The organism is Paenibacillus mucilaginosus 3016 (genome assembly GCF_000250655.1).
Taxonomy (GTDB): domain Bacteria; phylum Bacillota; class Bacilli; order Paenibacillales; family NBRC-103111; genus Paenibacillus_G; species Paenibacillus_G mucilaginosus.
In genome coordinates this window covers 8,651,458-8,673,139 of record NC_016935.1, presented here as the reverse complement: position 1 = coordinate 8,673,139, position 21,682 = coordinate 8,651,458, and the positions used below count along the sequence as shown (strand labels likewise).

Here is a 21,682-nt window from a genome sequence, read left to right as displayed (position 1 = left end):
CTTCTTATTACCCGGCGGAGGGAGCTCCCAAACGTACAGGGCCGTCAACTGCCGGTTACCCGCAGGTTATACGTTCGATCAGGCCACCCTCTCCATTGGGGGGATGCAGGTGCAGCAGGAAGAAGATCAGGAGTCCGTTCCCTCCGACCGTGACGCAATTCCCGTCAGGATCAGTCTCCCGGGCTGCTGTCCCAGCTGTATGCTACACTGGAGATATAGTGACAAGACCGGCATATCAAGAAACCGGCATGAAGGTGAAAAAGGGGGAAGTACCGGTGACACCTTATACTGAGCGGGTGATCAGCATCATCAAGAGCATCCCGGAAGGCTCCGTGATGACCTACGGCCAGATTGCGGCCGCCGCCGGAAGTCCGCGGGGGGCCAGACAGGTTGTGCGCATCCTGCATGCCATGAGCCGCACTCATCAGCTCCCCTGGCACAGGGTCGTCAATGCGAGCGGGGAGATTGCCCTCCGCGATGAGGAGTCGCGGGAGAAGCAGATCCTGTACCTGGCGGGCGAAGGAGTGGAAGCAGGGGCGGACGGGCGTATCGACCTGGAACGGTACCGGCATGATCCCGGCGAGTTCTTCTTATAAGGATCTTCGCCCTATGGGGAACGGAAACGGGTAGCTAAACTGGAGGAAGATCTATAGTTTGAGGGAGGAGGCGGGAAGAATGAAGCTTATCGATCGGCCCGGGATTCTGCTTGTCACGGGCATCATGGCCAGCGGCAAGTCCACCGTAGCCCAGCTGCTTGCGGAGCGGTTCACCCGGTCTGTGCACCTGCGGGGAGATCTATTCCGCCGTATGATCGTGCAGGACCGCAGGGAGGTCCGCCCGGACGACGCCGGAGACGGGCTGGAGCAGCTGCGTCTGCGCTACCGGCTCGCCGCCCAGGCGGCGGATACTTACTTCGAAGCTGGCTTCACCGTCATCGTGCAGGATGTGGCTGTGGGCCGGGTGCTTCCCGAGTTCTTGTCCTATATCCGCAGCAGGCCGCTCTACCTGGCCGTGCTGTGCCCGAGTGTGGAAGCTGTGGAACAGCGGGAGGCGGCCCGGAGCAAAAAGGGCTACGGCCTCTGGACGCCGGCGGCGCTCGACGGCGTACTGCGGGACGAAACCCCGAGGATCGGGCTGTGGCTCGATTCCTCCCCCTGGACACCGGAGGAGACAGCTGACGAGCTGTTGAAGCGGGTGTGGGACGAAGGACGCATCGGGTGAAACGGTGGTACCCCAGCCTCTCCATAGGGATGGAGAGGCTTTTTGGCGTTATCCGGTGCAGTAGTCTGTCCGGGGAACGGGAGACCGGGCCGGAAGCCCCCAAGAACTCTCTCCCGGAAGGAGAGGGTTCTTGGGGGACTGCCGTCTGCGATCCGGTTACTCCTTCGGCCTGCTGCCGGGGGAAGCTTCCGGCTCCCCGGGGGCTTCGGGTCCGGAGCCCGGCGGCTGTCCCTCAGCCGAAGGGGGAGGGGGACTGTCCGCGGGCTTACGGGCCACGGTAAAGCTGTATTTGCGCCGTACGAACAAGATCAGGATGATCAGCAGGGCAAGGACCACCACCCCGCCGGCGATCCAGAGGATCACGGTCAGGGACAGCCCCGACTCATCCTGATTGTTGTTGATTGCCAGGCGAGACTCCGAGATGAAATTCTGGATATAGGGATAGCCGGGGTTCAGCTCATTGACCTCCCTGAATTTCTCCAGCGCCTTGCTGTACTTGCGGCTGTTGTAGAGGGACAGTCCTTCCTTGTAGATCTTGGTCAGCTGGCTCTCCGACGGCGTAATGTTGCTCTCGTTCAGGAACTGCTTCGCGATGCTGATCGGGATCGCAAAATTCATCCCCTGCACCTCGGTGCCGCTCCCGGTATTGATGCTGCCGAAGGTGGCGATACCGATGACCTCGCCGCTCTCATTAAACACAGGTCCGCCGCTGTTGCCTCCGCTCATGGCGGCATCCACCTGCAGAATGTCCCAGCCGCCGGGCATCGTCTTGCGCGCGCTGACCAGACCCGAGGTCAGGGTGGACTCCACGACGCTCTCCGTAGCGAGCATCGGGTTGAAGGTCGCTGCTCCCGGGTAGCCGACAACATAGATTTTGTCTCCGGTCCGAAGCCCGGTGTCGTCGCCGATCGTCACCGTTGGCAGGTTCGTCTTGTCGATCTTGAGGATCGCCACGTCCTTGCCGGGTGTCGGCTCGCCCCGGCGCTTAAGCTCGCTGGGGAATCCCTTCTGCATCACCTGGATGCCGGGAATGGCCACGCCCATCTCCGTATAGATCTGGGTCTGCACATGGCTCAGCTGGGCATAGTTGACGTAGAACTGGGCGGCGGCCTTGCGGAGGCCGTTCAGGATTTCTTCCGAAGGCTTATAGTTATTCGCTTTGACGTCATTCAGGAAATCCGTTACGTCCTTGTCGATGAGCTCCTTGAGCCCGGTTTCGATCAGGGCCACCTTCAGCGTCTCCTCCGGGGTGTAGACCACGTGGGCGTTCGTGACGATATATCCGTCGGGCGTGACGATGAAGCCGGTGCCGACCGAGCCCGTCTGCACTTCCCGGGAAGTGAACGTATCGGTAGGCACGAGATACTTCAGGGGGTCCTTGAACAGCTCGAGCAGCAGGGCATCGATGATCGCGTTCGGGTTGTTCGCGACCGCCCCGCTCAGGATATCCCCTGCAAGCTTCTTCTGAAGCCCCTGCAGGGCCTCCTGGGACATATAGACCTCGGGTACCGAGATGCTGGCTTTGTACAGTGTGGCGATCATCACGACGCCGGGCTTGTTCGTATCGGCCAGGACTCTGGGGTCCATCACGGCTGCAGACTCGGCCTGCACCGTCCAGCGTCCCGCGGGAAGCAGCAGCACTGCCGTCAAGAGGAAGACCAGCAGAAGCCGCACACAGACCCGCTGCCGGGTCAACCCAATACTGCGTTGATCCACCATTCCTTCATGTTCCTCCTTAGGAAGGCCGCCGCCGGAGGCCTTCACATCCGTTATCCGCCGGCAGGCGGGCCTATACGCCAAAATATCCATTACCCCACGATTGTATTAGGCTTTTGCCGCAATAGAACGGGATGACCCAGATTTAATAAAAGGAACGGTCAAGCCGCCAAGCCTTAAAAGTGCTTTAGATTGTAGAAGCACAAGGAACTTGCTGGTAATATATTCATATTCAGGGTAACCGGAGAGAGATGGAGGAAGTGTGCGTGATGGAGCAATCGGTTGTGCCGAGGCAGCTGGGCCGCAGGGCGGTCGTCATTGGCGGAAGTGTAGCCGGCATGCTGGCGGCAAGGGTGCTCTCGGAGACCTTCGGCGAGGTGATCGTGCTGGAGGCGGACCAGCGGCCGGAAGGCAAGCTGCCGCGCAAGCGGGTGCCGCAGGGGCATCATTCGCATCTGCTGCTCATGAGCGGGCAGCAGGTGCTCGACCGGCTGTTCCCCGGGTTCACCGGGGAGCTGGTGGCGGACGGCAGCGTCGAGACGGATTTTACGGAAGATATGGAGTGGTTTCATTTCGGGGAGTGGAAGCGGCGGTTCCGCGGCGGCCTGAAAAACCTGCAGCAGACCCGGCCTTTCCTGGAGTGGCACCTCCGCAGGCGGCTTGGCGAGTACGGGAACGTGGCCGTCAGGTACGGCACCATCGTCGAGGGACTGGTCTTGTCCCCGGGAGGCCATCACGTCAGCGCCGTAAAGCTGCGGGAAAGCCGGGGAGGGACGGAGGAGCTCTCCGCCGACTTCTTCGTCGATGCCGGCGGAGCCGGATCGCAGACCCTGCAGTGGCTGACCGGCAGGGAGCCAGCACCTCATACCACCGAATCGGTCCGGATCGGTCTCAGCTATGCGACCCGGTATTACGAGGGCAGGCCCGAGGATAAGGGACGCTCGTGGAAGAACCTGCTGGTCTCGGCCCAGCTTCCCGAGCTGCCGAGCTTCGGAGCGATCCTGTCTTTTGAGGGCGGCAAGGTCGGTGTAACGCTGGGAACCTACCTCGGCGAACCGGCTGCAACCGAGGAAGCGTTCCTGAAGCTGGCGCAGTCCCTTCCCCAGCCGCATATCTACGACTATATCCGGGAGGCGGAGCCCCTCGGCGAGATCCGGACCTACCGGTTTCCGGCACAGCAGCGGCGGCGTCCGGATCGCATCGCAGGCCTGCCCGGCCGGCTCGTGATGCTCGGAGACGCCTACTGCCGGTTTGATCCGATCTACGGCCAGGGAATGTCCGTGGCGGCGATGGAAGCGGAGCTGCTGCAGCGGGAGCTCGCTGCTCTTGCGAACGGCAGCGGGCTCGATACGCTGCACCGGATCTATTACCGGGGGCTCGTCAAGTTGACGGATTATCCTTGGGAGGCCGCGCTGACGGAAGCGTTCCGGCACCCGGCGATCCCGGGTGACCGGCCGCCGGGCCTCCGGCTGAAGCAGTGGCTGACGACGAGGATCTACCGGACGTCGGCGAGGGATGAACTCGTGTATACGCGGCTGGTGCAGGCCATGAATCTGACGCATGCCCAGAGCGTGTTTTTTCATCCCTCGGTGCTGCTCAGGCTGCTGAGGTGAGGGAAGGGGGAGCGGCCTTGAAATGGCGCTCCCCCTTATACTATACTTTTTGGAAACCAACTACGGACAACCCCCGGATGCCGAACAAGGCTTCGGGTGCAGCTAGGAGAACCCCATGGAGCAATCACAATCGAATCCCGCCTACGAGGTCGTGCAGGTTTGTCTGCTGGCCGGCAAAATCATGCTGGAGAACGGCGGGGAAACGTACCGGGTCGAGGATACGATGACCCGCATCGCCGATGCCTTCGGGCTGCCGAACGCCCACAGCTTCGTGACGCCGACCGGGATCATCTTCTCGGTCGAAGGGCCGGGCCAGACGACCCGGCTCGTGCGGATCTCGGAACGCTCGACCGACCTGCGTAAGGTGACGGACGTCAACGCCGTCTCCCGGCGGATCAGCAGCGGCGAGATGTCCCCGGCCGAAGCGTACCGCGAGCTCCAGGAGATCGAAGCGGCGCAGCCGAGATATCCCGTCGGGGTCAAGATTGCGGCGGCGGCGATTGCCAGCGCCTGCTTCCTGATCATGTTCGGGGGATCGTGGCATGACTTCATCCCGGCCCTCTTGACCGGCGGGGCGGGCCTTGCGTTCCTGCTCTACTTTCACCGGCTCGTGCCGATCAAGTTTTTTGCGGAATTCCTGTCCTCGCTGCTCATCGGGACGCTGGCCTTCCTCATGCTGAGGCTGGGGCTCGGGCAGGATCTCGACAAGATCATCATCGGCTCGGTGATGCCGCTCGTTCCCGGGCTGCTCATCACCAATGCCGTCCGGGATCTCATGGCCGGCCACTTCGTATCGGGCCTATCCAAGGGGGCGGAAGCATTCCTGACCGCCTTTGCGATCGGCGCGGGGATTGCGTTCGTCTTCGCCTTCTTCGCGGGGGAGGGAGGCCTGTGATGCTCATCGAACAGCTGATTACCAGCTTCATCGCGACGGCCGCCTTCGCCATTCTCTTCAACGTGCCCAAAGGCACCCTGCTCCAGGGCGGGTTCGTCGGGATGCTGGGCTGGGCGCTCTATCTTGCTTTCTTGGAAGTGGCTGTAGACCCCGTGGTGGCCACCCTGCTGGCGTCCTGCTTCGTGGCGGTGATCTCGCAGGTGTTCGCGAAGATCTACAAGACGCCGGTGATCGTCTTCAGCGTATCGGGCATCATTCCGCTCGTCCCGGGCGGGCTGGCTTATGATGCGATGCGCAATGCCGTGCAGAACCACTACGATCTGGCGGTGCCGCTTGCTGCCAAAGCTTTCATGATGTCGGGGGCTATCGCGATCGGACTCGTGTTCTCGGAAGTCATCAATCACCTCATCCGCCGGTTCCGGCGCGGGTAGGGAAGGGAGCCTCGTCCAATGTTCAAAACGTGGGGATTGGCCCTCATCTACCTGGGTGCGGCGGGTCTGTTCTACTTCTATGGCGACAGTATCCTGGCCTGGCTGAAGCAGGAGAGCAATCCCCTGCTGGTGACCGGTATGGCCGCCCTGATCGCGCTGTTCCCGGTTCTGCCCTATCCGGTAGTCGGGGGTGTGATCGGCGCCGCCTTCGGACCTGTGATGGGCGGGGCGGTGACCTGGGCGGGATCGACGCTGGCCTCCCTGATCATGTTCCTGTTCGTCCGTTACGGGTACCGCGAATGGGGGTCAAGACTGCTGCAGGGACAGGGCGGGCTGGCCAGGCTGACGGCATACTTCGAGAAGAATGCTTTCCTGGCGGTACTTTTTGCAAGGATGATTCCCTTCGTCCCGTCTATCGTCGTCAATGTATATTCGGGCTTAAGCCGGATCTCCTTCGCCGCCTACGCCGCAGCTTCCGCGCTCGGCAAGCTGCCGGCCATGCTGCTGTTCGCGCTGGTGGGCGACCATCTTGCCGGTGACCCGAAGCAGATTTTCGTGACGCTCGGCGTGTATGTGATTTTCTTGGGTATGGTGCTTGCTCTATACAAGCTGTGGAAGCACAGAACGGTCTAATGTTCAGGGCAAAAGGGAAGCCGGCAGAGAGCAATGTGTACGATAAACTCCCTCTCCGGTAAGACCTGCTCTCGATCTTCAGGCTGCTTGAAGCCGTTAACCGGCATCGGGCAGTCTTCTTTGTGCTGCATGTACTCAGGGCGGCAGGAGGAAGCGGGATCGGCGGGCTTAGGCTGCCGGCGGATTCTTTGATCCTGCAGGAAATTGTTCCCCGGGGAACAACAATATGGGAGTTTTGGATGTGGGTCGCTTCGGTAAGGGATGGGTAAAAAAATAAGGGGCTTTTGCAGAGCCCCTTGAATTTGTACATAGAAGATCATGGCGCTGCTGCAGGCGGCCCGTGGACTGTGTTGAGAAGAGCGTTCATCCGCCGGGAGGCGGAACCTTGTATCTGTATTACCTGGCCGTCCGCCGGCGTGCCCACCAGACCGGGATCACGCCCAGCACGAGCACGAGCAGGAGGGCCGGAAGCAGGGCCGGACTGACGCCGTGGGACAGCCGGTCGCCAAGGAAGCTGTAGGCGAACGTGACGGGGATGGTCCCAAGCACCGTGCCGGCAAGATAGGGCAGGAAGCGGATCGGCGAGAGCCCGGCGGCAAAGGAAATGACGTCGAACGGAACGATGGGAATGAGCCGCAGAGAAGCGACTGTCAGAAAGCCCCGTCTGGCGAGGCGCTCCTGCCACTGCCGGATGTTCCCCTCGGGAGCGCGGAGGAACCGGGTCCCATAGCGGCGGGCCAGCAGGAACACGAGGATGGAATCCCCGGTGAAGCCGAGGATCGTATAGACCGTTCCCCATAAGGGACCGAAGGCGAGTCCGCCGGCGAGACAGAGGACCGTTGCCGGAAAGAAGAAGAGCGGCCTTACCGTATAGACCGCGATATAGACCAGGGGAGCCCAGACACCGAAGCCGAGAATGGCATTCCGGACCCCTTGGGGAGTGAAGTGAAAATAATGGTGGTTCAGGAGCCACAGCGAAATGGCGATGGCGAGGATCAGCAGGATTGTAATGCGGTTCATGGGATCAGGCCTCCAAAGCGGAATAGAGGATATCCGTCCTACTATCCCCAGGTCGACCGCATTATAACATAACAGGCCGGAGGGAGGCTGTGACGAAAGAGACAGGGGGCAGATAACATAGCGAAAAGGAAAGGGTTGCTTGATGAAGCGCTTTCTTTTACACTTGTATGGTATGGACCCACCATATGGAAAAGATGGGGAGGTAGATGTGCGGTCAACCCTAGCTATTGTGTAAATAATATTGACACTTGGTTAGTTATCTACTAGAATGAGGGACATTCATGTGAGGTAACATTACAAGTAGGCAGCTTGCGCCGGGTCCGTTATGGTAAACCTTTATCATACGGAATCAAGGAAGGCTGCAATCCCAGCATTTCCGGGGGGGATTCCCTGCGGTCATTACAGAGGAGGATTATTTAGATGAAAAAAATCGGGTCTCTATTGGTAACAGCACTTCTCGCCTTGTCGATCAGCGCCTGCGGCACAACGGCGGACCAGACAGCCGGAACGTCGCCGGATGCAGCGAAGAGCGGTGAAGGGACGAAGAAGTATGTGTTCGGGACGGACGCCACGTATCCTCCGTTCGAGTTTGAGAAGGACGGCAAGTACGTGGGCATCGACGTCGAGCTGATCAACGCCATCGCCAAAGAAGAAGGCTTTGAGGTGGAGCTCAAGCCGATGGACTTCAAGGGCATCATTCCCGCTATTACGGCCAAGCAGCTCGACGGAGCCATTGCCGGCATCAGCATCACCGAAGAGCGCAAGCAGGTCGTCGCCCTGTCGGAGCCTTACTACAAAGCCGGATTGTCCCTCGTCGTACGGGAAGACAACACGGAGATCAAAGGGCCCGATGATCTGAAGGGCAAAGTGATCGCGATCAAGAAGGGAACGACCGGTGCCAAGCAGGCGGACGAACTGGCGAAGAAACATGGCGCGCAGGTCAAATACTTCGATGACAGTCCGGCGATGTTCCAGGAGGTTGTGAACAAGAACGCCGATGTCACGATCGAAGACTACCCGGTGGTCTCCTACAAGATTGCGGTCGATCCGGCATCCAAGCTCAAGATCGTCGGTGACCGGCTGAACGGCGACTTCTACGGTATCGCTGTAAGCAAGGATAACACCGAGCTCATGAAGAAAATCAACGACGGGCTGAAGAAAGTGAAGGACAGCGGCAAGCTCGACGAAATCATCAACAAGTACATGAAGTCCGAATCCAAATAAACAGCCATGGGCAGCATCTCATTACAGAAGGGATTGGATAGCGGATGACGTCGTCATGGCAGGTGATTCTCGATGCAGTCCCCGTACTGCTGGAAGGCTCGCTGATTACCCTCAAAATTGTTTCGATCTCACTCGCCATCGCTTTTGTGATCGGCCTGATCTCCGGACTTATGAGCACTTCATCCAACAAGCTTCTGCGTGTGCCGGCTTTGTTCTATGTGGATCTGATCCGCGGGACGCCGCTGCTCGTGCAGGTGTTCTTCATCTACCTCGGACTGCCGGTGTTCCTCGACATCCGGATTCCGGCGGAGGCCGCCGGTATTGCCGCCATCTCGCTTAATGCGGGAGCCTACATCTCGGAGATCTTCCGGGGCGGGATCAACTCGATCCACAGGGGCCAGATGGAGGCGGCCCGATCGCTTGGGATGAGCAGGTACCTGACGATGCGGCTGGTCATTCTGCCTCAGGCCATCCGCCGGATGACGCCGGCTTTCGTGAACCAGGTGATCGTCAGCATCAAGGACACGTCCCTCTTGTCGGTCATCGGGATCCGGGAGCTGACCCAGAGCGGGGAGATCATCATCGCCGAGAATTTCCGCGCGTTTGAGATATGGGGCGTGGTCGGGATCTTCTACTTCATCATCATTTACGCCCTGTCCTGGTTGGCCCGCAGGCTGGAGAGGAGGTTCGCAGTCAAATGATTACGGTGCAGAATTTGAAGAAGCGCTTCGGCTCGCTTGAGGTGCTGCGGGATATCTCGACCACCATCCGGGAGAAGGAAGTGGTATGCGTCATCGGGCCCTCGGGTTCAGGCAAAAGCACCTTCCTGCGGTGCCTGAACCTGCTCGAGGAAGTGACTTCGGGCACGATCCGCATCGGAGAGACGGAAGTCACCTCCCCGAAAACGGATATCGATACCCTGCGGGAGCAGGTCGGCATGGTGTTCCAGCATTTTCACCTCTTCCCCCATCTGACGGTACTGGAGAATATCATGCTCGCGCCGAAGTATGTCAAGAAGCGGGACAAAGCCGAGAATGAGAAACAGGCGATGGAGCTTCTCCGCAAGGTCGGCCTGGAGTCGAAGCGCGATGAGTATCCGGACCGCCTCTCCGGCGGGCAGCAGCAGCGGGTGGCGATCGCCCGGGCGCTGGCCATGAACCCCGGGGTGATGCTGTTCGACGAGCCGACTTCGGCCCTCGACCCCGAGATGGTCGGCGAAGTGCTGCTCGTTATGAAAGAGCTCGCCCGCGAGGGAATGACGATGGTGGTCGTTACGCACGAGATGGGGTTTGCCCGCGAAGTGGCCGACCGGGTCATCTTCATGGACGGCGGCTATATTCTCGAGGAGGGGCCTCCCTCCGAGCTGTTCGATGCCCCGAAGCACGAGCGGACGCAGGCGTTTCTCGGCAAGATTCTGAGCTCGAGTGTATAGTACATGCGCCTCCCAAGGCCTTGCCGTAAGATAAGACAGAAGTGCAGCCCCTTTCTTCCCTGCCCGGGAGGAGAGGGGCTTTTTTCGTATCTCCGGCATGGCTCAGGATTGGGGGATCGGCAGAAGGAGAACCTATCCATTCAATTTAGGGTTGCCTGGTCCGAGGGATTATTTTACACTAAATAAGTATAATTCCATAAAATGTAATATACGAGGAGGAGTAAGGTGAACAAGCGGAACATGGTCATCACAGGCGGGCTGGCTCTGACCCTGACGCTGGGCTTTGTGAGCGGAGCCTATGCTGACGATGCGATCAAGAAAATCTCAGCCCATCTGAACCAGAAGATGAAGCTGGAGGTGGATGGAGCTCCTGTTGATCTCTCCGACCCTGACGGGAAAGAGGAGCTCGCGCCGATCGTCTATCAAGGCCGTTCCTATGTGCCGGCCAAGCCGCTCGCCGAGGCGCTCGGCGCCAAGGTGCGCTGGGAGGAGGCGACGGAGACGGTGGTCATTACCTCCGCGGCCAAGGAGGCGGGCCCGGCAGAGCTGGACGAGCCTGAGGCTTCCGAAGTGAAAGCACCGAAAAAGGGGCCGTCTCCTCAAAGCGACAATGGAGCAGATGAGGTGGAGAAGACAACCGAAGAGAAATCCGCCGGCGAGCCTCCGGTCACGTATCCGGCGGATACCGCCCCGTCGAAGATCTTCGACGAGTACAAGACCGCAGCCAGGGAAGGGCTGGACACCTATATCTATGCGCTGCGGACGATGAATACGGATGAGAAGCTGAGGGAGTACGTGTACAAGGTTTATCCGGAAGGGAAAGCGGCAGGAAGTCCTGCGGATGTGTACCGGCGGGTGAGCAGCGGACTGGAGCTGACACGCGGGCGAATGCCCTTGAAGGAGGTCAAAGAGAGCACGGAAGAGGTACTGGCCGTGCTGAACAGCAGGGACTTCCCGGACAGGACGTCAGGCTATGATGCGACCGAAGGAGTAACGCTTCATTACCAGGTGCATACGGGTGACGAGGCCGGTACCCTGGTATCGGTGGAATTCAAGTTTGTGAAGTCGGGCCAGACGTACAAGCTGAGCGACCTGGCCTTCTTCGGCACCCTGGCGGCTCCGGCGGAGGAGGCCGAGTAGCTTCCTTCCGTTGCACAGCGTGGGCTCGGGAGCTTCTCTGTCGGCTGGAGAGGAGAGCGGCCTCCCCGGCACCGCTAGTTCCGGTTGGCTTCGTAGGTGAAGATCTGCCGGTGGTGGGACGGAGCCCTGCCGTACTCGTAATCGGCGGAGACGGTGACCTTCGAGAAGCCGGTGTTCTCCAGCAGCATCCGGAACTCCTCGATCCCGAACCACCGCAGCGCGAGCCGCTGCAGCTCCGATGCGACCAGGGAGCCCTGCCGCCATTTCTCGTACCGGAGGTGGGTCACTACCACTTGACGGTAGAGATCGGCCTCCACAGTACGGCTCTCCATCGTAATCACCGTACCGTCGGGATGAGGGAACGTGGACATGCCGGTCGAGCCGGTCTTCAGGCTCTGGAGGTCCGGCATCTCGAGATCCAGGATCAGCCGGCCGCCCGGCATCAGATGGTCGTGGAAGCGGCGGAGCACGTCCACCGACTCCTCCCGGTCCTCGATGAGCAGGAAGGAGCCCGCAGGCACTATGATGGCCTCATAGAGGCAGGATAGGGACAGCTCCTGGAGCTTCCCTTGGAAGAGGCGGGGGGTCAGGCCCCTCTCCTCGCAGCGCCCCTGGCAGGAGGCGAGCATCTGAGGCGATTCGTCGATACCGTCGACGGCAAGGCCGGCCTCGGCCAGCGGGATCAGCAGGCGCCCGGAGCCGCACATGGCTTCGAGAATGCGTCCCCGGCAGGAGCGAAGCCGTTCCTTGTAATACTCAAGGTCCCCGCCGATCGACTGTCCAACCGGCTTCGTCAGATCATAAACTTCCGTGCAGAGTGTTCCGTAAGCACCGAGACTCATATAAGGCATTCCTCCGTGAATGATCATTCTATAGGATTCCATACTCTCTTATGATATGGCTGTCCCTTCCCGGGACAGTAGGGGAAGATCGGCTGTTAACGATATTCGCCGGAAGAAACGGCCGTCGCAGGTGCCCGCTTTACATGCCAAAGAGCCCTGCCCTGGAGAAGATCTCCCGGGGCAGGGCTTCTATGCTTGTCGAATCGGGGGCTTAGGCGCGGCTCGCAGCAGGTAGCAGGCCCGCATGCTCCAGGCCTTTGCGGATGCCGCTCTCGTCGACGTGGGCGGTCACGAAGTCCGCATAGGGCAGCAGCTCCGGATTGGAGTTGCCCATGGCAATGCCGAGGCCTACGTACTTAAGCATTTCCTTGTCGTTGAGGCCGTCGCCGAACGCCACGGCTTCCTCCGGCGGGATGCCGAGATGCGCGAGGAGCGCCTGGATGCCTTGGGCCTTGGAGCCGCCCACCGGAAGCACGTCCATCGCGGACGGGTGCCAGCGGACCAGCTGCAGGTCGGCCAGCACATCCTTGTAGAGGGCTTCGTTCCTCGGCGCTGCAGTGCAGGAATGCCTGGTAAATATCCGCCGTCTTCCAGTAGTCCGGATCGTAGCCGGGCTGGTTCACCTTCAGCGATGCGACCGAGTCGAAGACATGCTGGTGCTCCTGGCTGTTCGTGAAGAACGCCTCATGGCTTTGGAATACCAGCGCATGATTGTTCTTCGCCGCATGCTCGACGAGCAGCTGCAGGCTTGTCTTGGGAATCACGCGGGAGTAGAGCGCTTCGCCCTTGTACACGACATAGGCGCCGTTGAGACTGACGAACGACTCCAGTCCCAGCTGTTCCAGCAGCGGGCGGAAGAAGTAAGGGGCCCGTCCCGTCGCGATGACCGGCTCCACGCCGCTTGCCTTCAGCTCGCGGACCGCATCAATGGTGTCCTGCGGCACAACCTTCTCTTCGTTGACCAGCGTACCGTCGATATCGAAAAACACGATTTTGTAAGACATAAATCCACCCTTCCGTGTGCGCCCCGGGTTGTCCGGAGGCTGCTCTGTATATGGATACTGCCGCAGTATGGTTCTTTGGTCATCATACACCGGGAAGCAGGGGGGAGCAAGGGGCCCGGGGCGTGATTGTCGCCCCCATACCGACATATCCTGCCGTACACCGTCGGACGCCTAGGGGATAGCACATGCCTGTTCCTCTGCCGGTTTGTTATCTTCTCCCACTCAGCGCCAAAAAAGCCGCAAGCAGTGTGCTTGCGGCCTTCTTCCGTCTCTCCGGACACGGACCCGGGCGCGGCGGATCAATAAGGCCCGGCTTCGTGTCCCTTGCTGTCGGCTTTGGACGGGTCGGCGCCGGTTCCCTGCGGCTTGGTATCCCCACCGGCCTGGCGGATCGCTTCCGCGACGCGTCTGCCGTAGTCGGCATCCGCCTGCGTGAAGTAGCCGATCATCCGCTCCTGGATGTCCGCGCGGCAGGTGGCGAGCGCGCTGCCCAGGTTCGAGATCAGCTCGTCGCGCTCCCAGTCCTCGAATGAGCGGTACGTCTCGCCGGCCTGGCCGAAGTCGTTCGTCCGTTCGATCTTCTGGCGGACGAGCTTCGCGTCGTAGTGAGGCTCGTGCTCCTTGCCGCTCTTCGGCGCTTCCTTCAGGCCGCCGAGAGAGGACGGCTCGTAGTTCACGTGCGGGTTCTGACCCGGCGCGCGGTCCACCTTGTACTGCATCTGGCCGCCGCTCTGGTTCGTCGCCACACGGGACTTCGGCGCGTTGATCGGCAGCTGCAGGTAGTTGCTTCCGACGCGGTAGCGCTGCGTATCCGAGTAGGAGAACGTGCGGCCCTGCAGCAGCTTGTCGTCTGAGAAGTCGAGGCCGTCGACGAGGACGCCGGTGCCGAATGCCGCCTGCTCCACCTCCGTGAAGTAGTCCTCGGGGTTGCGGTTCAGCGTCATTTTGCCAACGGGCAGGAACGGGAATTGATCCACGGGCCACAGCTTCGTCGGGTCGAGCGGGTCAAAATCCAGCTCCGGATGCTCGTCGTCGCTCATGATCTGCACGCAGAGCTCCCACTCCGGATAGTCACCGCGCTCGATCGCGTGATAGAGGTCCAGCGTCGCATGATTGAACTCGGTCGCCTGAATCTCGCTGGCTTCCTTCTGGAGCAGGTTCTTGATGCCCTGGCCGAGAGGCTCCCAGTGGTATTTGACGAGCACGGCGTCGCCTTCCGCGTTCACCCACTTGTATGTATTGACACCCGATCCCTGCATCTGACGGTAGTTGGCCGGAATGCCCCAGGGGGAGAAGATGAACGTAACCATGTGGGTCGCTTCCGGGCTCAGCGAGACGAAGTCGAAGAAGCGCTCCATGCTCTGCGCGTTCGTCAGCGGGTCGGGCTTGAAGGCATGGACCATATCGGGGAATTTCAGGGGATCGCGGATGAAAAAGATCTTGAGGTTGTTGCCCACCAGATCCCAGTTGCCGTCTTCCGTATAGAACTTGGTGGCGAAGCCGCGCGGGTCACGGAGGGTTTCGGGCGAATGGCCGCCGTGGATAACCGTCGAGAAACGCACGAACACCGGCGTCTGCTTGCCGGCTTCCTGGAACAGCTTGGCGCGGGTATACTTCGATACCGGCTCCTCGCCGACTTTGCCGTAGGCTTCGAAGACCCCATGGGCCCCGGCACCGCGGGCATGCACGACACGCTCGGGGATGCGTTCCCGGTCAAAGTGGCTGATTTTCTCAAGCAGGTGGTAGTTCTCCATGGTGGTCGGTCCGCGGCTGCCCACCGTGCGCGTGTTCTGGTTGTCGGTGATCGGGTGGCCCTGACGGTTCGTGAGCGTATTCTCCGCTGATTCGGGTCGGGATTGATTCGGGTTTCCATTCGCTTCGGTCACAAGTAAACCACCTTTCGCCCTATATGGAAGAGTAGGATAAGAAGAGAACAGCCTAAACAATTAACCGCTTTCAGCCTACATGAAACAACCTATTCTCCAGGGGGACAAAAGATGACTGCGAAAAAGGGACACCCGAAGGTGCCCCTGATAAAGGATTGGATAGCCATGCTGCCTGTACGGCCGCTGCGCTGCCGTTAGACCTGCATCCTGTTGACGCGTTAGGCCAGGGCAGATCCTTACTGCGGGTTGGTTGTCCAGATGCCGGCGGCCTTGACGAATACGCGGGCCGGCAGCTTCAGGGCAGCCAGGATCAGGTCGGCCACGTCCTCCGGCTGCATCATCCGGTCTTCATCGCCGATCGGCAGGCCGGCGTTCGAAGCGAGCTCCGTATTCACGGTGCTCGGGGTGAGCGCGGTTACGCGGATGTTGGACTTGCGCACCTCCTGGAAGAGGGACTCGGTGAAGCCCATGACCGCGAATTTCGACGCACAGTAGGCGGAGCCGGTGGCAAAGCCGCGTTCCCCGGCCGTGGAGGCGACGTTGATGATGCTGCCGCTCTGCTGCTCGAGCAGGGTAGGCAGCGCCGCGCGCGTCACATAGTACGTGCCCAGAAGGTTCGTGCGGATAATCTGCTCCCACTGCTCGGGGTCCATCTCGGCTACCTTGCCGAAGCTGGCGATCCCCGCATTGTTGATGAGAATGTCGAGCGAACCGAGCTGTCCGATCAGCCCTTGGACTGCGGCTTCGACTTCAGAGCGGTTCGAGATATCGGCCGATGCGTAGAAGACGTTGATCCCGTAAGTGCCCTGAAGCTCGCTCTTCAGAGCTTCCAGATCACCGGTGCTGCGGGCGATCAGGCCGAGGTGCACGCCTTCTTTGGCCAAGGCGATGGCTGCGGCTTTACCGATTCCCTTGCCGGCGCCCGTGATGATGGCGGTTTTGTTCTTGAGTTCCATGGTCAACCACTCCTGTTCCAATGAGTTATCTCTAACCCTCTCATTCTACCATTCCCAGGAAGAAGTTTCCTCCCCGTGGTCCCTGGGCTTCATATGGGATAGGAGGGATCTGGTTCGGACATGCGATTTGGATTGAAAAACCAGCCGGGCCCAGGTTATTATTCGATATTAGGTCCATTCTATGCAAGGCGGAATGGAGGGAAGGATCGTATCTCCGGATGCGAAAGGAGCGGGCGGAATTGGGAGATCTGAAGTTCAAGCAGTCGGTTGAACTGACGCTGAAGGTGATCGGCGGCAAGTGGAAGCCGGTGATTCTGTGTCATCTGACCGATGGCACCATGCGGTTCGGGGAGCTGAAGCGCGAGATGCCGTCCATCACGCAGAAGATGCTGACCCAGCAGCTGCGGGAGCTGGAGCAGGACGGGATTATCCACCGGCAAATCTATCATCAGGTGCCGCCCAAAGTCGAATACTCCCTGACCGAATACGGCATAACGGTCAAAGAGCTGCTCGATGTGATGTCGGCTTGGGGAGAGCGGCACCGGGAGCGGTTTCCTTCGGACGAAGCGGAGCATGCCCCTTCCGAGGGCGGCTGATGCAGGGCCTCCAAACCTCAGGGTTTGGGGGCTTTTTTTGCTGTGACTGCGGTATGACCGCAGGCCGGCATGTTCATCGTAGTATCCTTACGGGTACTACGTTACAAAATAGTGCGTACTTTCGCAATCGAATGCATGCTACTACAATGAAAACATTCCAAGCAGATCACCATCATCCTCGGGAGGTATTCTTATGAAACTGCAGTTGGCATTGGATCTTGTCGATATTCCGGAAGCGAAGAAAGTGGTACAGGAAGTCGAGGCGTACATCGACATTGTCGAGATCGGCACACCGGTGGTCATTAACGAAGGGCTGCGCGCCGTCAAAGAAATCAAAGAGGCGTTCCCGCACCTGCAGGTGCTCGCCGATCTCAAGGTGATGGACGCGGCCGGTTACGAGGTCATGAAGGCTTCCGAAGCGGGAGCGGACATCGTCACGATCCTGGGCGCTGCGGAAGACGCAACGATCCGGGGCGGCGTGGAGGAAGCCCGCAGGCTTGGCAAGAAGATCCTGGTGGACATGATCTCCGTGAAGAATCTGGAGGAGCGGGCGAAGGAAGTGGACGCGATGGGCGTGGACTATATCTGCGTCCACACCGGGTATGACCTGCAGGCGGCCGGCAAAAACTCATTCGAGGATTTCCTGACGATCAAGCGCGTTGTGAAGAACGCGAAGACGGCCGTTGCCGGCGGGATCAAGCTGGCTTCGCTGCCGGAGGTCGTCGCGGCCGGGCCGGACCTGGTGATTGTGGGCGGCGGCATCACTGGCGAGGCAGACAAGAAAGCGGCCGCAGCACAGATGCAGCAGCTGATCAAGGGAGCCTGAGATGGCGGGCCCAGAGCTGCAAGTACCGCACCTGGACCGGATAATCGGGGAGCTGCAGCAGACGGCCGGCCGCATATCCGGGGAGCAAACGGAGCGGCTGGCTGACCGGATTCTGCGGTCGAGGCATATCTTCGTGGCCGGCGCCGGCCGTTCGGGCCTTATGATGCGCGCTTTCGCCATGCGTCTCATGCAGATGGGCTTTCAGGCATATGTCGTAGGCGAGACGGTGACACCGGGCATGACCCGGGACGATCTGCTCCTCATCGGTTCCGGCTCGGGAGAGACGAAGAGTCTGGTATCGATGGCGGCCAAGGCCAAAAGCCTGGGGGCAGCCCTCGCAGCGGTGACGATCACGCCCGATTCGACCATAGGTCAATTATCGGGAGACGTGGTGACGCTGCCCGGGGCGCCGAAGGACCGGACGGGGGAAGCTTACGTCACGGTGCAGCCGATGGGGTCCTTGTACGAGCAGACGCTCCTGCTGTTCCTCGATGCTCTGGTGCTTCGGCTGATGGAGAAGCAGGGACTTGATTCGCAGGCGATGTACGGCCGTCATGCCAATCTGGAGTAGATTTGTTTTGATCGTATCATTGACTTGGGAGCCTTTGAGAGCGCGGGACTGGACGATCCCGTGCTTTCGGGCTCTTTTTTTGGCGCGGACGGCAGTCGGTCCGGCAGTCGGACCTATCCATAGGCCGCCCTGTAGACCAGGCCTTCAACCGTCACAAGCCTCTTGTCGCTGCCGCCCGAAACTTCTGCTACAATAGATTCATAGATGAATGTAAACGTGTGCACTGGGACACGGACAGCCAAGGAGGAAAACGCATGAGCAGCCAAGTGAAATGGGGCGTACTCGGGTATGCGAGAATCGCCAAAACATCGGTCATCCCGGGAATTCTGCAGTCGGACAATGCGCAGCTGTACGCCATTGCCTCGGGCAGTGAAGAGAAGCGCCAAGAGGTTCGCGACACCTATGAAGGAACGAGGGTGTATGAGAGCTACGGGCAGCTGTTGGACGATCCCGAGGTGCAGGCGGTCTATATTCCGCTGCCGAACTCGATGCACAAGGAGTGGGCGATCGAGGCCGTGAACCGGGGCAAGCATGTGCTCTGCGAGAAGCCTATCGCACTGAACAGCGAAGAATGCGAAGCGATGATCGCTGCGTCAGAGAAAAACGGCGTGTATCTGATGGAAGCGTTCATGTACCGCTACACCGACCGGGTGCGCAAGCTGAGAGAGGTGGTGGACAGCGGAGAAATCGGGGAGATCCGCTACATCCACTCGGCCTTCCGCTTCCTGCTGAACCGTCCGAACACGATCAAGGTCCAGCCGGAGCTGGGCGGCGGCTCGCTGTATGACGTGGGCTGCTATCCGGTCAACTTCATCGGCATGATCACCGGGGAGATCCCGGAATCCTGCGTGTCGCAGAGCGTCAAGGAACATGGGGTTGATGTCCTCTTCTCGGCCGTGCTGAAGTATCCCAGCGGCATCGTCGCTTCAATCAACAGCGGCTTCAATGCGTTCGGCCAGATGAACTCGGAGATTGTCGGCACGAAGGGGCGGATCGAGATTCCGGATACGTTCCTCGGTACGGCGGGCCGAATCGCGGTGGTAACGGACGACGGCCGCCGCGAGATCGAGGTTGCCGAGTCGGACCGCTACACGCTGGAAGTGGCGGACTTCTCCGCCGCCGTGCTGGAAGGGCGTGCGCCGCTGTTCTCCCTGGAGGAGACGCGCCGGAATATGCAGGTACTGGACATGCTGCTAGCCAGCATGAAATCCGAATAAGAAGGAGGCGGACTCCATGGCGGCAATGAAGTTCGTTCTGATCGGCCACGGCAGTATCTCGCGTTCGTACCTCGATGCGTTCTCTAAGGTGCCGGGGGCGGAGATCGCCGGCGTGGTCGGGCGCAATGCGGAGAAGGCGGCGGCCTTCGCGGCGGAGCACGGCATTGCGGTATCGGGCACGGAGCTGGCGGACGTGGCCCGGCGCGCGGAAGCGGAGGCGGTCGTCATCTGCACCCCGAACGCCGTGCATTACGAGAACGTGATGGAGGCGTCGCGGCTCGGACTGCACTGCCTCTGCGAGAAGCCGCTGCATATCTCGCCGGAGAAGCAGATGGAGATGATCGCGAGCTGCCGGGCCAACGGCGTTAAACTCGGGGTGTCTTACATGCGGCGGTTCATCAGCCACATGGGCTATATCAAGGAGCTTGTCGACTCGGGGGCCCTCGGCCGCATCACCGTCGTCGACGTGACGATCAAGCACTGGCGCGAGGCGGCCTACTACAACTCGTGGCACGGCACCTACGAGCATGACGGCGGCGGGCCGTTCATCCAGCAGGGCAGCCATATCATCGATCTGGCGCTGTGGATGTGCGGAGGCTACCGGGAGGTCCTGGAGGCGAAGCGGTTCAAGGCCATCCACGAGATCGAGACGGAGGATCACGGGTATGCCGTCATTCATTACGCCAACGGCGCGGTGGGCATGATCGAGGCCTCCACGGCGAGCAAGGGGATGACGAAGGAGATCCTCGAGATCTCGGGGACGAAGGGCAGCATTGCCGCCAATTACCACGAGATTGTGACGTGGGAGGTTCCGGGTCTTGAGAAGCCGGAGCTGGCGGGGGACTCGCCGAACCCGGTGCTGTTCGAGCGGCTGGCCGCCGATTTTGTCCGCGCGGTCCGGGAGGACAAGCCGCCGTTCATTGACGGGGAGTCGGCGAAGACGGCGACCGAGCTCATCACGGCGATTTACGCCAAAGCGGGCGATCCGCTCGTGCTGTATTAGACAGGCAGCATCCCCAAAAGCTTCGGAAACCGGCTGGGACGGGGTTCCGAAGCTTTTTTTGCGTGGAGGCGAGGCAAGCGGTTGAGAAAGCGGCTAATAGTGCGAGATCAGCTTAACGGGAGGGATGGCCACCGACAGCCGGGAGGAATGGAAAGCGGTTCCTTTCCAAGTCAGAAGGTTCTGGACATAACCCAGCGTATCCGCATTATAGGTACCGATGATCCGCTGCAGAGACATCAGATCGTAGCGGATACCCGCGGGGTCCGTAACCATGGGATACAGCGCACCGAGAGCCAGAACCTCGCCCTGGACCGGCTGCTTCAGCTCGCCATCCTCCCGGTAATACGGCGACAGGTATTCGGCCCCCTTATGGCTGATATCCAAGGTGAAGAGCACATCCAGCTGGGGACTCGCCACGCTCACCTTATACCCGTTCTCGTAATTCACTTTGAACTTGGAAGATCGGCTGTATTTCTCGGCGTCGAATAGCTCCCGAAGCCTATGATTGCGGAAAGAGTACAGATAAGCGTAGACATATCCCCCGCTTCCTCCGGAATCAATCGTAACCAGGATATCCGCGGTCCCGTCCCCGGTGAAGTCCCCCAGGAACAGCCGGGCACCGTAGCCTGCGTTATTGCGGAGATTCACCGTTGTTCTGTAATGGGTTCGTCCGTCTTGGATGACGAGGGTGATGCCGTCTGCGAATCCGGATGGCTCTTGGGGCTTCGTACCGTACAAATAGACGGTATCCCGTATGCCGTCCCCGGTGACATCCTCCTGCTTGACGTCCAGTACGACCGGACGGGAACTTCCGGATGGCGGCTGTTGGTAGCTTCGGTATTGCCAGACCATACGCATGACCTCCCTTTATGATGGTAACCTGTCATCATCCTATGCGGATGCCCACTCCACGGTGTGGAGCTGGGGTTAGGTGCCGCATATATACAGGGGTGCGGATTCCGGAATATAATGGATTATCCGGTTGATTTATAGGAACAGAGCACTTCGATAGGGAAGCGGGAACGGAGGATCTATGCGAATTTTTGTTACCGTGAAGAGCTTGGCTAAGAAGAAGAACTACCTGGAGAAGAGAGAGATTGTGCTGGAAGAAGAGCCGCACACGTTAAGAGAGCTGCTTACCGCGCTGGTGGTGCAGAATGTGAAGCGGTTCAACGCATCCGCCGCGGAGGCCCCGCTGGTTCACTATCTGACGGCAGACGAGATCGATCTGCAGCGCGGTGTGGGCAAGGTCGGGTTCGGCGCGAAATACAATGAAGCGGCCGTGAAGGAGCAGGAGGCTGTCGATACGGCGATTCTGGCCTTCGAAGACGGATTATACCGCGTATTCATCGGTGAAGATGAAGCGGAGAGGCTGGACGATCCGTTGTATGTGAACGACGGGGCAGATGTCGCTCTGATCAAATTCACCATGCTGGCAGGACGATTGTGGTGACTG

22 protein-coding genes and 1 pseudogene are annotated in these 21,682 nt (G+C 60.0%); 16 read left to right on the top strand and 7 right to left on the bottom strand.

Annotated elements, in window-relative coordinates:
- Positions 1–248: 248 nt before the first annotated feature.
- Positions 249–596: an MGMT family protein gene (locus PM3016_RS36355; protein WP_187297992.1), complete on the top strand. Its 348-nt coding sequence runs from the start codon at positions 249–251 to the stop codon at positions 594–596.
- Positions 597–675: 79 nt separating this feature from the next.
- Positions 676–1,221, top strand: coding sequence for an AAA family ATPase (locus tag PM3016_RS36350; protein ID WP_014372760.1), 546 nt, complete (start codon positions 676–678; stop codon positions 1,219–1,221).
- A gap of 156 nt (positions 1,222–1,377) precedes the next feature.
- Here PM3016_RS36350 and PM3016_RS36345 read toward each other — a convergent pair whose 3' ends face one another.
- Positions 1,378–2,940 (bottom strand): S1C family serine protease, encoded by a 1,563-nt coding sequence (locus PM3016_RS36345; RefSeq protein WP_014372759.1) that lies wholly within the window; start codon positions 2,938–2,940, stop codon positions 1,378–1,380.
- Between the two features lie 266 nt (positions 2,941–3,206).
- Here PM3016_RS36345 and PM3016_RS36340 point away from each other — a divergent pair, with 266 nt between their 5' ends.
- From PM3016_RS36340 to PM3016_RS36325, 4 genes are all read left to right on the top strand, one after another.
- Entirely contained in the window at positions 3,207–4,550 is a 1,344-nt protein-coding gene (locus tag PM3016_RS36340; RefSeq protein WP_014372758.1) for an FAD-dependent oxidoreductase, read from the top strand.
- Between the two features lie 115 nt (positions 4,551–4,665).
- The gene (locus PM3016_RS36335; protein WP_014372757.1) at positions 4,666–5,445 is read left to right on the top strand and encodes a threonine/serine exporter family protein; all 780 of its coding nucleotides are present in this window, start codon (positions 4,666–4,668) and stop codon (positions 5,443–5,445) included.
- Entirely contained in the window at positions 5,445–5,876 is a 432-nt protein-coding gene (locus PM3016_RS36330) for a threonine/serine exporter family protein (RefSeq protein ID WP_013921530.1), read from the top strand. Before PM3016_RS36335 ends, PM3016_RS36330 begins: the two co-directional genes overlap by 1 nt.
- 18 nt (positions 5,877–5,894) lie before the next feature.
- The gene (locus PM3016_RS36325) at positions 5,895–6,509 is read left to right on the top strand and encodes a TVP38/TMEM64 family protein (protein WP_014372756.1); all 615 of its coding nucleotides are present in this window, start codon (positions 5,895–5,897) and stop codon (positions 6,507–6,509) included.
- A gap of 396 nt (positions 6,510–6,905) precedes the next feature.
- Here PM3016_RS36325 and PM3016_RS36320 read toward each other — a convergent pair whose 3' ends face one another.
- Positions 6,906–7,529: a TVP38/TMEM64 family protein gene (locus tag PM3016_RS36320; protein WP_014372755.1), complete on the bottom strand. Its 624-nt coding sequence runs from the start codon at positions 7,527–7,529 to the stop codon at positions 6,906–6,908.
- 420 nt (positions 7,530–7,949) lie between these two features.
- Here PM3016_RS36320 and PM3016_RS36315 point away from each other — a divergent pair, with 420 nt between their 5' ends.
- The 4 genes from PM3016_RS36315 (at position 7,950) to PM3016_RS36300 (ending at position 11,325) form a co-directional block, all read left to right on the top strand.
- On the top strand, positions 7,950–8,753 hold the full coding sequence (locus PM3016_RS36315) for a transporter substrate-binding domain-containing protein (protein ID WP_014372754.1): 804 nt from the start codon (positions 7,950–7,952) through the stop codon (positions 8,751–8,753).
- 44 nt (positions 8,754–8,797) lie between these two features.
- Entirely contained in the window at positions 8,798–9,454 is a 657-nt protein-coding gene (locus PM3016_RS36310) for an amino acid ABC transporter permease (protein WP_013921525.1), read from the top strand.
- Positions 9,451–10,185, top strand: a complete 735-nt coding sequence (locus PM3016_RS36305) for an amino acid ABC transporter ATP-binding protein (RefSeq protein WP_014372753.1) — start codon at positions 9,451–9,453, stop codon at positions 10,183–10,185. Before PM3016_RS36310 ends, PM3016_RS36305 begins: the two co-directional genes overlap by 4 nt.
- 225 nt (positions 10,186–10,410) lie before the next feature.
- Complete coding sequence (locus tag PM3016_RS36300; RefSeq protein WP_014372752.1) at positions 10,411–11,325, top strand: copper amine oxidase N-terminal domain-containing protein; 915 nt, start codon at positions 10,411–10,413, stop codon at positions 11,323–11,325.
- A gap of 74 nt (positions 11,326–11,399) precedes the next feature.
- Here the strand turns inward: PM3016_RS36300 and PM3016_RS36295 are convergent, their stop codons facing one another.
- The 4 genes and pseudogenes from PM3016_RS36295 to PM3016_RS36280 form a co-directional block, all read right to left on the bottom strand.
- Positions 11,400–12,167 (bottom strand): class I SAM-dependent methyltransferase, encoded by a 768-nt coding sequence (locus tag PM3016_RS36295; RefSeq protein ID WP_014372751.1) that lies wholly within the window; start codon positions 12,165–12,167, stop codon positions 11,400–11,402.
- 211 nt (positions 12,168–12,378) lie between these two features.
- Positions 12,379–13,171: pseudogene (locus tag PM3016_RS36290) on the bottom strand (Cof-type HAD-IIB family hydrolase).
- Between the two features lie 299 nt (positions 13,172–13,470).
- Entirely contained in the window at positions 13,471–15,057 is a 1,587-nt protein-coding gene (locus PM3016_RS36285) for a catalase (RefSeq protein ID WP_014372748.1), read from the bottom strand.
- Positions 15,058–15,293: 236 nt separating this feature from the next.
- Complete coding sequence (locus PM3016_RS36280) at positions 15,294–16,013, bottom strand: 3-ketoacyl-ACP reductase (RefSeq protein WP_013921519.1); 720 nt, start codon at positions 16,011–16,013, stop codon at positions 15,294–15,296.
- 218 nt (positions 16,014–16,231) lie between these two features.
- Here PM3016_RS36280 and PM3016_RS36275 point away from each other — a divergent pair, with 218 nt between their 5' ends.
- The 5 genes from PM3016_RS36275 to PM3016_RS36255 all read left to right on the top strand — a co-directional run bounded on the left by PM3016_RS36275 (position 16,232) and on the right by PM3016_RS36255 (position 20,226).
- A complete protein-coding gene (locus PM3016_RS36275; protein WP_014372747.1) occupies positions 16,232–16,609 on the top strand; it encodes a winged helix-turn-helix transcriptional regulator in 378 nt (125 codons plus the stop codon).
- A gap of 193 nt (positions 16,610–16,802) precedes the next feature.
- Positions 16,803–17,435 (top strand): 3-hexulose-6-phosphate synthase, encoded by a 633-nt coding sequence (gene hxlA, locus PM3016_RS36270; protein ID WP_014372746.1) that lies wholly within the window; start codon positions 16,803–16,805, stop codon positions 17,433–17,435.
- Between the two features lies 1 nt (position 17,436).
- A complete protein-coding gene (gene hxlB, locus PM3016_RS36265) occupies positions 17,437–18,006 on the top strand; it encodes a 6-phospho-3-hexuloisomerase (protein WP_014372745.1) in 570 nt (189 codons plus the stop codon).
- A gap of 254 nt (positions 18,007–18,260) precedes the next feature.
- Positions 18,261–19,223: a Gfo/Idh/MocA family protein gene (locus tag PM3016_RS36260; protein ID WP_014372744.1), complete on the top strand. Its 963-nt coding sequence runs from the start codon at positions 18,261–18,263 to the stop codon at positions 19,221–19,223.
- Positions 19,224–19,239: 16 nt separating this feature from the next.
- Positions 19,240–20,226: a Gfo/Idh/MocA family protein gene (locus tag PM3016_RS36255; protein ID WP_014372743.1), complete on the top strand. Its 987-nt coding sequence runs from the start codon at positions 19,240–19,242 to the stop codon at positions 20,224–20,226.
- Between the two features lie 93 nt (positions 20,227–20,319).
- Here PM3016_RS36255 and PM3016_RS36250 read toward each other — a convergent pair whose 3' ends face one another.
- Positions 20,320–21,078, bottom strand: a complete 759-nt coding sequence (locus PM3016_RS36250) for a hypothetical protein (RefSeq protein WP_014372742.1) — start codon at positions 21,076–21,078, stop codon at positions 20,320–20,322.
- Between the two features lie 181 nt (positions 21,079–21,259).
- Here PM3016_RS36250 and PM3016_RS36245 point away from each other — a divergent pair, with 181 nt between their 5' ends.
- Positions 21,260–21,679 carry a hypothetical protein gene (locus PM3016_RS36245; RefSeq protein WP_014372741.1) on the top strand — a complete coding sequence of 140 codons (420 nt, stop codon included), beginning with the start codon at positions 21,260–21,262 and terminating at the stop codon, positions 21,677–21,679.
- Positions 21,680–21,682 lie beyond the last annotated feature (3 nt).

What these genes read in the sequence shown, in the direction of transcription:
- PM3016_RS36355 (WP_187297992.1), top strand. Translation starts at nt 249, where the DNA reads ATGAAGGTGAAAAAGGGGGAAGTACCGGTGACACCTTATACTGAGCGG.
- PM3016_RS36350 (WP_014372760.1), top strand. Translation starts at nt 676, where the DNA reads ATGAAGCTTATCGATCGGCCCGGGATTCTGCTTGTCACGGGCATCATG.
- PM3016_RS36345 (WP_014372759.1), bottom strand. Translation starts at nt 2,940, where the DNA reads ATGGTGGATCAACGCAGTATTGGGTTGACCCGGCAGCGGGTCTGTGTG.
- PM3016_RS36340 (WP_014372758.1), top strand. Translation starts at nt 3,207, where the DNA reads ATGGAGCAATCGGTTGTGCCGAGGCAGCTGGGCCGCAGGGCGGTCGTC.
- PM3016_RS36335 (WP_014372757.1), top strand. Translation starts at nt 4,666, where the DNA reads ATGGAGCAATCACAATCGAATCCCGCCTACGAGGTCGTGCAGGTTTGT.
- PM3016_RS36330 (WP_013921530.1), top strand. Translation starts at nt 5,445, where the DNA reads ATGCTCATCGAACAGCTGATTACCAGCTTCATCGCGACGGCCGCCTTC.
- PM3016_RS36325 (WP_014372756.1), top strand. Translation starts at nt 5,895, where the DNA reads ATGTTCAAAACGTGGGGATTGGCCCTCATCTACCTGGGTGCGGCGGGT.
- PM3016_RS36320 (WP_014372755.1), bottom strand. Translation starts at nt 7,529, where the DNA reads ATGAACCGCATTACAATCCTGCTGATCCTCGCCATCGCCATTTCGCTG.
- PM3016_RS36315 (WP_014372754.1), top strand. Translation starts at nt 7,950, where the DNA reads ATGAAAAAAATCGGGTCTCTATTGGTAACAGCACTTCTCGCCTTGTCG.
- PM3016_RS36310 (WP_013921525.1), top strand. Translation starts at nt 8,798, where the DNA reads ATGACGTCGTCATGGCAGGTGATTCTCGATGCAGTCCCCGTACTGCTG.
- PM3016_RS36305 (WP_014372753.1), top strand. Translation starts at nt 9,451, where the DNA reads ATGATTACGGTGCAGAATTTGAAGAAGCGCTTCGGCTCGCTTGAGGTG.
- PM3016_RS36295 (WP_014372751.1), bottom strand. Translation starts at nt 12,167, where the DNA reads ATGAGTCTCGGTGCTTACGGAACACTCTGCACGGAAGTTTATGATCTG.
- PM3016_RS36280 (WP_013921519.1), bottom strand. Translation starts at nt 16,013, where the DNA reads ATGGAACTCAAGAACAAAACCGCCATCATCACGGGCGCCGGCAAGGGA.
- PM3016_RS36275 (WP_014372747.1), top strand. Translation starts at nt 16,232, where the DNA reads ATGCGAAAGGAGCGGGCGGAATTGGGAGATCTGAAGTTCAAGCAGTCG.
- hxlA (WP_014372746.1), top strand. Translation starts at nt 16,803, where the DNA reads ATGAAACTGCAGTTGGCATTGGATCTTGTCGATATTCCGGAAGCGAAG.
- hxlB (WP_014372745.1), top strand. Translation starts at nt 17,437, where the DNA reads ATGGCGGGCCCAGAGCTGCAAGTACCGCACCTGGACCGGATAATCGGG.
- PM3016_RS36260 (WP_014372744.1), top strand. Translation starts at nt 18,261, where the DNA reads ATGAGCAGCCAAGTGAAATGGGGCGTACTCGGGTATGCGAGAATCGCC.
- PM3016_RS36255 (WP_014372743.1), top strand. Translation starts at nt 19,240, where the DNA reads ATGGCGGCAATGAAGTTCGTTCTGATCGGCCACGGCAGTATCTCGCGT.
- PM3016_RS36250 (WP_014372742.1), bottom strand. Translation starts at nt 21,078, where the DNA reads ATGGTCTGGCAATACCGAAGCTACCAACAGCCGCCATCCGGAAGTTCC.
- PM3016_RS36245 (WP_014372741.1), top strand. Translation starts at nt 21,260, where the DNA reads ATGCGAATTTTTGTTACCGTGAAGAGCTTGGCTAAGAAGAAGAACTAC.